Origin of the sequence: Phaeobacter sp. NW0010-22, from assembly GCF_040365955.1 — a bacterium.
Classification (GTDB): domain Bacteria; phylum Pseudomonadota; class Alphaproteobacteria; order Rhodobacterales; family Rhodobacteraceae; genus OMPR01.
In genome coordinates this window covers 90,070-102,570 of record NZ_BAABWT010000009.1, presented here as the reverse complement: position 1 = coordinate 102,570, position 12,501 = coordinate 90,070, and the positions used below count along the sequence as shown (strand labels likewise).

The following is a 12,501-nucleotide window of genomic DNA, read 5'->3' as shown; positions in this document are numbered from 1 at the left end:
CACACAAAGAAGAACACGCAAGCGGGAGAGCCAGCGCATGATCGTTCTGGAGAAACGGCCACAGCCGTCACAAGCATGGTCGATGGCAACGCCCGCCGTTGCGGTCCTGGCAACCATGGTTTTCGGCGGGGTGTTGTTCGCAGCCCTCGGTAAAAACCCTATTGAAGCCATTCAAACCATTTTCTGGGAACCGTTGTTTGGCGAGCACGCCTCATATTACCGGCCCCAATTGCTGATCAAAGGCGCGCCTTTGGTGTTGATCGCGATCGGACTGTCGCTGGGATTCAAAGCCGGGATCTGGAACATCGGGGCCGAGGGTCAGTACATCATGGGTGCCACTGTCGGCGCGGGTGTGGGCCTTGCGTTCTACCCGCTGGAAGCGTGGTACATCTTTCCTCTGATGATCATGGGCGGGGCCTTGGGCGGGTGGTTCTGGGCGATGATCCCGGCCCTGCTGAAGGTAAAATTCGGCACCAACGAGATTTTGGTTTCGCTCATGCTGGTCTATGTGGCCGAGCAATTACTGGCGTCCATGTCGTTGGGATTGTTGAAGAACCCCCAAGGATATGGGTTTCCCGGCTCGCGCAACCTGCAATCCTATGACAGCGCGCATAATGCCGAACTGTTCGCCGGAACAGGGATGCACTGGGGCGTTGTCGCGGCGTTGATCGCGGTGATCTTTGCCTATGTTTTGCTGAACCGTCACATGTTGGGCTTTCACATCCGCCTGACTGGCGAGGCCCCGCGCGCGGCTAAGTTTGCCGGGGTACACCCGTCACGCCTGATCCTGTTCTGTCTGGGTACGTCGGGCATGTTGGCCGGGTTGGCCGGTTTGTTCGAGGTTGCTGGACCAGCGGGTCAGATCACCATTGATTTCAATGTCGGCTATGGCTTTACCGCGATCATCGTTGCCTTTTTGGGGCGACTGCATCCAGTGGGGATTTTGCTGGCCGGGGGCGTGATGGCGTTGACCTATATTGGCGGCGATATCGCACAGTCCAAACTGGGGCTTCCAGCCTCGGCCATTCAGGTATTTCAGGGGATGTTGTTGTTCTTCCTGCTCGCGCTTGATCTGTTGACCAACTACCGCATCCGTGCGGCCCGGAAGGAGGTCGCATAATGGACCTGTCTGCAATTAACCCCGTTTTGCTGATCGCCTCGCTTATGGTGGCAGCTACTCCGATCCTGCTGGCGGCCATTGGTGAATTGGTGGTGGAAAAAGCCGGTGTTCTGAACCTTGGTGTCGAGGGCATGATGATCGTTGGCGCGATCAGCGGTTTCGCGATTTCTGTCGAAACCGGATCGCCTTGGCTGGGCTTTCTCGCCGCAGCCATTGGCGGAGCAGTTCTGTCGTTGTTGTTTGTGCTGCTCACGCAAGTGGCGCTGGCCAATCAGGTGGCCTCTGGTCTGGCGTTGACGTTGTTCGGGCTTGGGTTCAGTTCGCTGATGGGTCAGGGGTATGTGGGGGTCAAACCGCCACAAATGGACAAGCTGAATATTCCCATCTTGACCGATCTGCCGGTTATTGGACCAATCCTATTTGGACATGATCCGGTGTTGTACCTCGGCATCGCACTGACCGCCGCCGTGTGGGCAATGTTGAAATACACTCGCATGGGACTGGTTTTGCGGGCCGTGGGTGAAAACCACGACGCCGCGCACGCACTGGGATACAAAGTCGTGCGCATCCGCATCATGGCCATCATGTTTGGGGGCGCTTGTGCCGGTTTGGGCGGGGCTTACATCAGCTTGATCCGCGTGCCTCAATGGACCGAGGGCATGACCGCCGGGGTTGGCTGGATCGCACTGGCACTGGTGGTGTTTGCCAGTTGGAAACCATGGCGCGCTTTGCTGGGTGCCTATCTTTTCGGCGGTGTTACAGTTGTGCAGCTTAATCTGCAGGCCGCAGGCGTTGCCATTCCGGTCGAGTATCTGGCAATGTCGCCTTATCTGATCACGATCCTTGTGTTGGTGATCCTTTCGGCAGACAAAAGCCGCGCGCCTGCGTCACTGGGCCGAATTTTCCACGCCACCCACTAAGGGTAGCACTTTAAACCAAGCCCCCCGTTCAAGGGGGGCATACGAAACCAACCTGGGGAGTAACCTAATGAAATTAACTTCACTTCTTGCGACAGCTGCACTGGGCCTTGGCCTTGCAACTGCGGCAGTTGCCGAAGACAAAACCAAAGTGGGCTTTGTCTATGTTGGCCCCGTCGGCGACGGCGGCTGGACCTATGAGCACAACAAAGGCCGTTTGGCTGTAGAAAAGGAATTCGGCGATAAAGTCGAAACCGTGTTTGTTGAAAACGTGGCCGAGGGCCCCGATTCCGAGCGCGTGATGACTCAGATGGCGCTGGACGGTGCGGATCTGATTTTCACCACCTCGTTTGGCTACATGGATCCGACCATCAACGTCGCCAAGAAATTCCCCAATGTGAAATTCGAACACGCGACCGGCTACAAGCAGGCGGACAACGTGTCGGTTTATTCCGCACGTTTTTATGAGGGTCGCGCCGTTCAGGGCACCATCGCGGGTCGCATGACCAAGTCCAACATCGTGGGTTACATCGGCTCGTTCCCGATCCCCGAAGTTGTGCGTGGCATCAACTCGGCCTACATCCACGCCAAGAAGGTTAACCCCGACGTTCAGTTCAAAATCATCTGGGCCTTCACATGGTTTGACCCTGCGAAAGAAGCCGATGCAGCCAAGGTTCTGATTGAACAGGGCGCAGACGTGATCCTGCAGCACACCGATTCAACCGCCCCACAGGCCGCGGCACAGGCTGCAGGCAACGTGATTACCTTTGGTCAGGCCTCTGACATGAGCGAGTATGGCCCCATGCCACGCGTCAGCTCGATCATTGATGACTGGGCGCCTTACTACATCGCGCGGACTGCTGCGGTCATGGACGGCAGCTGGACCTCGACCAGCACATGGGACGGTATTGGTGCCGGCATGGTTGGCATCGGTGAAATCTCGGACGCGGTTCCTGCCGACGTCAAAGAAGAAGCACTGGCGTTGAAAGCCGCACTGGCCGATGGCAGCTATCATGCCTTCACAGGCCCCATCACCAAGCAGGACGGCAGCGCTTGGTTGGGTGACGGTGAAACTGCAGATGACGGAACACTGGCTGGTATGAACTTCTATGTTGAAGGCATCGAAGGCGACATCCCGCAGTAAACGGATCGCTCAGAAAGAGAACGAAGGCCTCGCAGCGATGCGGGGCCTTTTTTGTTGAGCGCCCCGATGTTGATAAAGGTTGAAACAACAAAGGCCCGCCAGATCCGGCGGGCCTTCGCTTTGAAACAACCTTGGATCAGTGCCCGCCAGAGAACACCAATGTCTGAACAGGCATCAAGATCATCCGCAGACGCAACCCCGCCGCGTGAACAACGCCGATGGTATCAACCACATGTAAGAAGATGCGCTTGCCAGTCGACAGATCCTTATCATGTTCAAGCTGGTCGTGGTTGTTGGTGTAGACATTGGCCAAGCAGTTGCTACCCGGTGGCAGATCCGGAGCCTGATCAGCATAAAGCGCCTCCATCATCACGACGATGCTTCCGGGGACTTGATTAAACTGAGGGTCGAAGATCCTATCCGAAGGCCGCAGTTGCCCTGATGCAATCACATCCTGGACAGCCACAACTACCATTGGATAAACGGTAAAGGGCTGTGTCATACATCCGATTTCTGCCACCATTCCGGGTTTTATGACCTGAGCGCCCATCTGATTAAACCCTGCTTGGAACCGTTTGTGACCTATGCTGTCAGGCACGAGAATGCCCGCGGGACGCAAGACCGGGCTAACATAATCGCCCACTTGCAGGCTGAGCTGTTCGATGGTCCCGTCAACACCTGCCACGATCAGTGTTTTGTCCAACTCGGCCTGTGCCTGTGCCAACTGAGCCTCGGCGCTGTCGCGTTGTGCCGGGATCACCACATCAATCCGTTCATTGACGGACGCAAATTGGGCTTCGGCGGCTTCGACCAATGCTTCGCGCTCATGCACAAGGTTTTGCAGGCGCTCAATTTCGGTCAATTTGACAGCACTTGAACCACGCGCCAACAAAGTTTGGTTGCGCGCCAAATCTTCGTTCGATTGGGTAAGAGCAGCATTGGCCTGAACGATCCCTGCCCTGGCCGCAGCCAAATCAGTTTGCGCAACTTTGACCGAGGCGTCGACCTCGGTAATTGCTGCTTTGGCGGCTTGTACAGTTGCTTGTTGTGATACGGCGTCCAGACGGAATATTTTATCGCCTGCTTTGATCTTTTGGTTGTTCTCAACAAAGATCTCGGACACACGCCCACCAAATTGTGGCAGGATCGTCAACGTCCGATAGTACGACGAAACCGTGCTTGTCGCAGGGTGGAAATAAAACAGAACCGTGATCACCGAAATCGCAGCGATCGCACAGCTCGTCAGACCATACCGCAGTTCATACCACATGGAAAACAAGGTCAGCTCATGTCCGATGCGTTTGCCTTGCACGTACCGGCGGAACAGATAATCGGGCAGGATCGTAAACAGCGCACAAATTAGTGTCTCAAGCACAGCTTAGCCCTCCTTTTCTGGAGTTGGCACGACCGTGGGTTCGGGTTCGGGTTCGGAGGGAGTTGCCCCTTCGAGATTGGGTTCAAGGCTCTTTAAACCGGGCAAGCGCGACAAGGATTGCGCAATAGATTCCATTGGTGTCAGGTAATCAGGGAAACGGAACCCTGCAATCACGATCGCTATCACCCAAAATACATTGTTGTGCGTAAACAGCGCCAGCAGGGCCAGAATGCCCACAATCTGAAACTGAGAATGGTTGGAGGCGTGGGCCATTTTTTCAGGAATTGAATGCAGTGTGAAATATCCGATGCCAAGCAACAGGATCAGACCAAGAGTAAAAAATACCATGAATGTAAACAGGTAGTCGCTGCCATCAGCGGCGACCACGTAATCTGGGATATGCCCTGTGGCCATCGGATGTAATGCGGGGTTGTCCAAGGTAAGCTCCTTATGACGGTGAATGAAATTTGCGCCTAGTATGTCCTTATTGAGGGCTGCGGTGCAAGATGTTGAAAAAAGGGATTTTTGGGGGCTTTCAGATGGGCAATCTCCGTGTAATTGTCTGGGGATGACACAGACCCTGATCAGCCTTGATGGCACCCCCGCCAGCACCTTTGCCTTTGGCGCCATGCAATTTGGTGGCAAGGCAGACGTCACTCAATCCCGGGCCATGTTCGATGCCTGTAGGGTTGCGGGCGTGACACATTTCGACACGGCCCATGTCTATACCGATGGCGCATCTGAGACGCTGCTTGGGGACATGATCCGGTCTGAACGAGAGGCAATTTTGGTCGCATCCAAGGTTGGCTATAGCGGCGGTGCTGGTGCGCAAAACCTCCGCGCGCAGTTTGACGTTTCTCGGCAGCGGCTTGGGCAGGATATGATCGACATCCTGTATTTGCATCGTTTTGATCCCGACGTTGATCTGCACGAAAGCCTTGGGTGTTTGGCTGAGATGAAACAAGCCGGACAGATCCGGTATATCGGTCTTTCCAATGCCGCTGCGTGGCAGGTAATGAAAGCCGTTTCCGTTGCCGCGCAGTTCGATCTGACAATCGACATTCTGCAGCCCATGTACAACCTGATCAAACGTCAGGCCGAGGTTGAGATCCTGCCCATGTGCGCCGATCAAGGGATTGCTGTGGCCCCTTACTCCCCGCTTGGTGGCGGAATGCTGACCGGAAAATATGCGCAAGGCGGGACGGGACGGCTCAGCGAAGATCACCGCTATGCGGCGCGGTATGGCTTGGACTGGATGCCAGAAACAGCGCGCGCACTCAGCCAGCTTGCCGACGAAGTGGGTGTTCCTGCGGCAACCCTGGCTGTTGCATGGGTCGCTGCTAGCCCGTATTCCCCGATGCCGATCATTTCAGCCCGCACAGCTGAACAACTGGTCCCATCGTTGGCAGCATTGAACTTTGACATGCCCGGCGAACTGTATAACCGGATGTCTGCGCTCAGCCCGACCCCTGCCCCGGCAACGGACCGTATAGAGGAACAGCTATGATTGATTTTCTCGTAATAGGTGGGGGCATCGCCGGCCTGAGCGCGGGTGCGCGTCTGTCCACCATGGGAATCGTCACCGTATTGGAAGGCGAAGACGCGCTTGGTTATCACTCCTCAGGACGCTCAGCCGCCCTTTTCGAGGCCAATTATGGCTCTGGTCCTACAGTCGCGTTGAGCCGGGCAAGTGCGGATTACTTCGTCAGCGCCAACGGTGGCTACCTTACACCGCGGGGCCTGATGCTGATCGCAGGTGCCGATGAAAAACCGGGCTTCGAGGCGGATGCGATTGAATTAGGAATGTCGGCGATCTCGGTTGAGGCCGCGATGGAACATTTCCCGGTTCTAAACCCCGATGTCGTGACCTATGCGGCCTATCACGAAAACGCGTTGGATATCGACACGGATCGCATGATGCAGGATTTTGCCAAGGTGATCCGGGCAAACGGGGGGCAGGTTCTGACCAAACAACAGGTTACAGAGATCCAGCACGACCAAATCTGGCGTGTTACTGCGAAAGAAACCTTTGAAGCACGCAATGTGGTCAACGCTGCAGGTGCGTGGGCAGATGTGGTCGCGACTATGGCCGGAATTGATCCCATCGGATTGACCCCCTGTCGCCGATCTATGGTCCGCATTCCCGCTCCCGGTGGGTTGGATGTCCGAACTTGGCCAATGCTGATGGGGGTTGGGGAAACGTGGTACGCTAAGCCCGATGCAGGCAGTTTGCTCGTCTCTCCTGCGGAAGAAGACCCCGTGGATCCCCACGATGCCTATACAGATGACATGGTACTTGCCGAAGGGTTGGCGCGCTATGAACACTGGGTCACCGAACCCGTGACACGTGTCGAAAGCAACTGGGCCGGCTTGCGCAGCTTTGCCCCGGATCGAACATTGGTCTTGGGACCGGACCCGGACACGCCTTCGTTCATTTGGTGTGCCGCCCAAGGTGGTTATGGGTTTTTGACCGCCCCTGCAGCGTCTCAATTGATAGCAGATCTGGTTTCTGGGACGCAGCCAGAGCTGGAGGCCGAAGCTGTGTCCGCGTTGCGCCCGGATCGGTTGCGCTGATGTCTAGCAGAGTTCCCCCGAAAACCGCCAGCATTGCCACCCCAGCCGAGGGGGCAAAGCTCGTCGCGCCCGCCGCAAGCAGAAATGTACAGGCCTTATGCGCCTTGCTGGATCAAGTGGCTCCGTCAGGAGCACGCGCGCTGGAATTGGCAAGCGGCACCGGACAGCACATCGTTGCCTTTGCCGCTCAACTGCCGAGGTTCCAATGGCAACCCAGTGAAATAGACGCGGTTAGGCGTGCCAGCATTGATGCCTATGCTGCAGGGGTCGACAATGTCGCCCCGGCGATGGCGCTTGATGCCACAACACCGGATTGGGGTGCACAACATGGGGGGCAAGATCTGATCGTTCTGGTCAACCTATTGCACCTGATCAGTACGCCGGAAACGGAACGCCTGATTTCGCAAATTGCCCCCGCTTTGAACCCCGGTGGCCGTGTGGTGCTGTATGGACCGTTCCTAAGGAGTGGCGAGCTGATCAGTGACGGCGACAAGGCCTTTCACGCATCGTTGGTCGAACAGGACCCCGAGATCGGATACAAGGACGATTTCGACGTAATGGATGTGCTGCAGGGCGCGGGATTGGACATGGCCGAGGTCATCGAAATGCCCGCCAACAATTTGGCTTTGGTGGCAGAAAAGCCATCCATCTGATCAAGATCAATGTCACACTTGGGCAAAGGTTGAATACATCAGGAAATTAAGATGTATCAACATAAGGGCGCCCAGATGTCTTGGAACGAAAAAATCTCACAAACCCGTTCGGGGTTGCGGAATCTTAACAGCGCAATTCCCGAAACCGCCCGTGCCTTTGGCGCGCTTGGTAAAACGGTCAAAGAAGGCGGCACGCTCGACTTCAAAACCAAGGAGTTTGTGGCTCTGGGTATTTCCATCGCATCGCGGTGCGAACCCTGCATTTCCTTGCATGTCGAAGCTTTGGTAAAAGCTAATGCCACCCGCGAAGAGCTGTCTGATGTGCTTGCCATGAGCATCCAGATGGGCGGTGGACCTTCGATGATGTATGCCGCCAAAGCGTTGGAATGTTTTGACGAATTCTCTGCAAAATAAAACTCGTGCGCTGATCTGGCCCGGCTACCATGCTCAAATAAAAACGGCGACCCAGTGGGCCGCCTTTTTTTGTTTCGCGAATATGAAAGTTACCCGTTCATACGGATGGTTTCGTTCTTAGGATCGTAGGGGCTGTCGACGGTGATTTCCGCATCCCACAACTCATCCTGCATCCGCACCTTGAGTTTGGTGCCGGGAACCGCCAGCGCGGGCGGAACGTAGCCCATGCCGATGCTCTTTTCGAACGCAACCGAATAGCCGCCCGACGTCAGACGGCCCACGCGGGTGCCGTCCTCGGCATAAAGCGCCTCGCGGCCCCATGGGTCGGCGTCTGCGGGTCCGTCGATCAGCAAGGTGACGCATTTGAACCGCACACCGGTTTCAACCATGGCATCCTTGCCGTTGAACTCTTTGCTGAGGTCAATAAAGCGCGGCAAATCGGCTTCGGCCGGGGTCGCGTCGCGCCCCAGTTCGTTACCAAAGGCGCGATAGGATTTCTCCTGACGGAGCCAGTTCTGCGCCCGTGCACCCACCAGTTTCATACCGTGCTTTTCACCCGCTTTTTCGAGCAGATCGAAAAGGTAATTCTGCATTTCCATCGGGTGGTGCAATTCCCAGCCCAATTCTCCGGTATATGCCACACGGATCGCATTCACAGGGCACATGCCCAGCTCGATCTGCTTGGCTGAAAGCCATGGGAAGTTCTTGTTGGTCAGCGCAGTTTCCGGGTCTGCATCAACAATTACCTCTTTCAACACATCGCGGGCTTTGGGGCCTGCGATGGCGAACACGCCCCACTGCGTGGTGACATCCTGAATCTCAATGTAACCGAATTCTTCCATTTTATCTTCGGCGGCTTTGCGCAGGAAGTCGGCGTCATATTCGGTCCAGGCACCAGCAGAGACGAGGTAGTAGTTGTTTTCGCCGTTGCGCACGATGGTGTATTCTGTGCGTGTGGTGCCTGCCGAGGTCAGGGCGTAAGTAAGGTTGATCCGGCCAACCTTGGGCAATTTGTTACAGGTGAACCAGTCGAGGAACTGTGTGGCACCGGGGCCTTTGACAACATGCTTGGTGAACGCGGTTGCATCGATCAGGCCCACACCTTCGCGGATCGCTTTAGCTTCGTCGACGGCGTGTTGCCACCAGCCACCACGACGAAACGAGCGCGCGTCATGGTCAAAGTTTTCAGGTGCATCCAGTGGGCCATAATAGTTGGGGCGTTCCCAACCGTTGACCCAGCCAAACTGTGCGCCACAGGCTTTCTGACGGTCGAATGCAGGTGCAGTCCGCAATGGGCGTGCTGCGGGACGTTCTTCGTCTGGGTGGTGCAAGATATAGACGTGCTCATAGCACTCTTCGTTCTTGCGCGCCGCAAACTCGGTGGTCATCCAGTTGGAGGAATACCGCTTGGGGTCAAGGGAGGCCATGTCGATCTCAGCTTCACCATCGACCATCATCTGAGCGAGGTAATAGCCTGTACCACCTGCCGCGGTGATCCCGAACGAGAACCCTTCCGCAAGCCACATGTTGCGCAAACCCGGTGCGGGGCCAACCAGTGGGTTGCCATCCGGTGTGTAACAGATCGGGCCGTTGAAATCGTCCTTGAGGCCCGACTCGGCGCAGGAGGGCACACGTTCGGTCATCGCCATGTACTGATCAGCGATCCGGTCCAGATCCAGCGGGAACAGATCAGCGCGGAAGCTGTCTGGCACACCATGTTCAAACCGCGCAGGCGCATCTTTTTCATAGATACCAAGAATCCAACCACCCCTTTCTTCGCGGGCATAGGATTCATTGTCGGCGTCACGCACAACGGGGTGCTCAGGGTTACCTGCCTCGCGCCATTTGACCAGCTCGGGATCTTGATCCATGACGATGAAGGTATGTTCCACCGGAATCGCAGGCATTTTGATGCCCAACATCTTGGCAGTGCGCTGTGCGTGATTGCCCGATGCGGTCACAACATGCTCGGCGGTGATCACAACCTGTTCGTCGGACGGAACAAGGTTACCGCCCTTTTCCACCATTTTGGTGCATGTGACTTCCCAATGGGTACCGGTCCAGTGGAAAGCATCTGCCTGCATCTTGCGCACGATGTCGACACCACGCTGACGGGCACCTTTGGCCATCGCCATGGTGACGTCGGCCGGGTTAATATAGCCGTCCTCGGTGTGATAGATCGCACCTTTCAGGTCATCGGTGCGGATCAACGGCCAGCGCTCTTTGATCTGGTCAGGAGTCAGCCATTCGTAAGGCACATCGCAGGTTTCTGCGATCGAAGAATAGAGCATATATTCATCCATACGCTCTTGTGTTTGTGCCATACGCAGGTTGCCTACGACGGCAAAACCCGCGTTCAAACCAGTTTCTTCTTCCAATTGCTTGTAGAAATCGACCGAGTATTTGTGGATGTGGGTTGTCGCATAGGACATGTTGAACAATGGCAGCAAGCCAGCCGCGTGCCATGTGGAGCCCGATGTCAGCTCGTCACGTTCGAGCAGCATAACGTCATCCCAGCCTGCTTTGGCCAGATGGTAGGCAATCGAGGTTCCAACGGCGCCACCGCCGACAACCAGTGCTTTGACTTGGGTTTTCATGTGCCCGCTCTCCGGATTGAGTCTATTTACACGGGTTTATGCCCAACCCGGTACGCCCGGGCCAAGTCCAGCCGACGCAAAAAGGGGCAAAACCGACCTGCGCGCGCTTCTAAAGCGGACAGAGGTCGGATTCTTTCGCGTCGAAAAAGGTGAAGTTGATTTGCACCTTCACCTTTCCCTTTTGCACCTCATTGTTACGGGCCTTCTGCGCCCAACCCGGGCCCTCTGTTACAGGATCTTGCCCGGGTTCATGATATTGTCCGGATCCAGCGCCGCTTTGATCGCTTTCATATAGGTGGTTGCCGCGCCAAGTTCTTTGATCAGGTAGGGGCGTTTCCCCTGCCCGATGCCATGTTCACCGGTGCACGTGCCGTCCATCGATATCGCCATATCGTTCAGCCAGCCGACAAATTCATCCGCCTTTGCCTTTTCGTCTTGGTTTTCCATATCAATCAGCAACAAAGTGTGGAAATTACCATCGCCCACGTGCCCTACGGTTGGCCCCATCAGACCCAATTCGGCAACCTTGTCTTGTGCAGCCGTCACACATTCCGCCAAGCGGGAAATGGGTACGCAAACATCCGTGGAAATACCGCTGGCACCGGGGCGTAATTGCAGCGAAGCCCAGTACATATCGTGGCGCGCCTGCCAAAGCTTGTTGCGTTCCTCGGTCGAGGTCGTGGCCTCAAAATCGACACCGCCAAAGTCTTCGGCGATGGAACCAAAGGTTTCGGCCTGCTCCACGACGCCTGCCTCTGAGCCATGAAACTCCAACAACAACAGCGGCGTCTCTGGCAACGACAGTTTGGAATAGGCGTTCGCGGCCTGAACCGATTGCACATCCAGCATTTCAATCCGGGCAACGGGAATACCAAATTGGATCGTCATCATCACCGCACGGCACGCCGCATCAACCGTCGGGAAGGAACAGCGCGCTGAGCTAATCGCTTCAGGGATGCCCTGTAATTTCAAGGTAACTTCGGTAATCAGGCCCAGTGTGCCCTCGGATCCGATCATTAGACGGGTCAAGTCATACCCGGCCGACGACTTTTTGGCACGTTGGGCTGTGCGGATCACTTCGCCATCCGGCATCACCACCTCAAGCGCCAGAACATTGTCTTTCATCGTGCCATACCGGACTGCATTGGTGCCCGACGCACGGGTCGACGCCATCCCCCCAAGCGAGGCATTGGCCCCCGGGTCTATGGGAAAAAACAGCCCCTGATCGCGCAAGTGCGTGTTCAGCTGTTCGCGCGTCACCCCCGGTTGGATTACACAATCCAGGTCCTCGGAATTGACGGTCAAAATCTGGTTCATCTGCGAGAGATCGACAGATATCCCACCTGCTGGTGCGTTCACATGCCCTTCAAGCGAGGTGCCGGTGCCAAAGGGGATAACGGGGACCTTATGCGCGGCGCAGGCTTTGACGATTTCAGACACCTCAGCGGTGGATTCCGGAAACACCACCGCATCCGGGGATTGGTTCACGATCCAGGTGGTCGTATGCCCATGTTGTTCGCGAATTGACTGCCCGGTTTGCAACCGGTCCCCAAAACGTTGTTTGAGGATTCCGAGGACTGTTTCGATACCGACCTCGTTGCGCGGCAATGCGGTGGCTTGAACCATAAGATGTCTCCTGAGACCGTAGTGCCGGAGCACTTTGATTGTCATGTTAACTTAGCGGGTTCGATTGTGGGCAATCAATAC

The 12,501-nt window shown here is 56.0% G+C and carries 11 protein-coding genes; 7 read left to right on the top strand and 4 right to left on the bottom strand.

Features of this window, described 5'->3' with window-relative positions; genetic code table 11:
• Nucleotides 1–37 precede the first annotated feature (37 nt).
• The 3 genes from ABWV33_RS18465 to ABWV33_RS18455 all read left to right on the top strand — a co-directional run bounded on the left by ABWV33_RS18465 (nt 38) and on the right by ABWV33_RS18455 (nt 3,181).
• Entirely contained in the window at nt 38–1,120 is a 1,083-nt protein-coding gene (locus ABWV33_RS18465) for an ABC transporter permease (RefSeq protein ID WP_353332891.1), read from the top strand.
• Nucleotides 1,120–2,040: an ABC transporter permease gene (locus tag ABWV33_RS18460; protein ID WP_353332889.1), complete on the top strand. Its 921-nt coding sequence runs from the start codon at nt 1,120–1,122 to the stop codon at nt 2,038–2,040. The genes ABWV33_RS18465 and ABWV33_RS18460 overlap by 1 nt, the downstream gene beginning before the upstream one ends.
• 67 nt (nt 2,041–2,107) lie before the next feature.
• The gene (locus ABWV33_RS18455) at nt 2,108–3,181 is read left to right on the top strand and encodes a BMP family ABC transporter substrate-binding protein (RefSeq protein ID WP_113822521.1); all 1,074 of its coding nucleotides are present in this window, start codon (nt 2,108–2,110) and stop codon (nt 3,179–3,181) included.
• Between the two features lie 136 nt (nt 3,182–3,317).
• Here ABWV33_RS18455 and ABWV33_RS18450 read toward each other — a convergent pair whose 3' ends face one another.
• Together ABWV33_RS18450 and ABWV33_RS18445 are read right to left on the bottom strand one after the other, a co-directional pair.
• Complete coding sequence (locus ABWV33_RS18450; protein ID WP_353332887.1) at nt 3,318–4,556, bottom strand: HlyD family secretion protein; 1,239 nt, start codon at nt 4,554–4,556, stop codon at nt 3,318–3,320.
• 3 nt (nt 4,557–4,559) lie between these two features.
• Nucleotides 4,560–4,994: a hypothetical protein gene (locus tag ABWV33_RS18445; RefSeq protein WP_353332885.1), complete on the bottom strand. Its 435-nt coding sequence runs from the start codon at nt 4,992–4,994 to the stop codon at nt 4,560–4,562.
• 130 nt (nt 4,995–5,124) lie between these two features.
• On the opposite strand from ABWV33_RS18445, the gene ABWV33_RS18440 reads away from it, so the two are divergent.
• The 4 genes from ABWV33_RS18440 to ABWV33_RS18425 all read left to right on the top strand — a co-directional run bounded on the left by ABWV33_RS18440 (nt 5,125) and on the right by ABWV33_RS18425 (nt 8,197).
• Nucleotides 5,125–6,063 carry an aldo/keto reductase gene (locus ABWV33_RS18440; RefSeq protein WP_353332883.1) on the top strand — a complete coding sequence of 313 codons (939 nt, stop codon included), beginning with the start codon at nt 5,125–5,127 and terminating at the stop codon, nt 6,061–6,063.
• On the top strand, nt 6,060–7,130 hold the full coding sequence (locus tag ABWV33_RS18435; protein WP_353332881.1) for an NAD(P)/FAD-dependent oxidoreductase: 1,071 nt from the start codon (nt 6,060–6,062) through the stop codon (nt 7,128–7,130). The genes ABWV33_RS18440 and ABWV33_RS18435 overlap by 4 nt, the downstream gene beginning before the upstream one ends.
• Nucleotides 7,130–7,783: a DUF938 domain-containing protein gene (locus ABWV33_RS18430; RefSeq protein ID WP_353332879.1), complete on the top strand. Its 654-nt coding sequence runs from the start codon at nt 7,130–7,132 to the stop codon at nt 7,781–7,783. The genes ABWV33_RS18435 and ABWV33_RS18430 overlap by 1 nt, the downstream gene beginning before the upstream one ends.
• Before the next feature lie 75 nt (nt 7,784–7,858).
• A complete protein-coding gene (locus tag ABWV33_RS18425; RefSeq protein ID WP_113822516.1) occupies nt 7,859–8,197 on the top strand; it encodes a carboxymuconolactone decarboxylase family protein in 339 nt (112 codons plus the stop codon).
• Between the two features lie 89 nt (nt 8,198–8,286).
• Here the strand turns inward: ABWV33_RS18425 and ABWV33_RS18420 are convergent, their stop codons facing one another.
• Together ABWV33_RS18420 and ABWV33_RS18415 are read right to left on the bottom strand one after the other, a co-directional pair.
• Entirely contained in the window at nt 8,287–10,794 is a 2,508-nt protein-coding gene (locus tag ABWV33_RS18420) for a GcvT family protein (RefSeq protein WP_353332877.1), read from the bottom strand.
• Between the two features lie 228 nt (nt 10,795–11,022).
• Nucleotides 11,023–12,420, bottom strand: coding sequence for an FAD-binding oxidoreductase (locus ABWV33_RS18415; protein WP_121999251.1), 1,398 nt, complete (start codon nt 12,418–12,420; stop codon nt 11,023–11,025).
• Nucleotides 12,421–12,501: the final 81 nt, after the last annotated feature.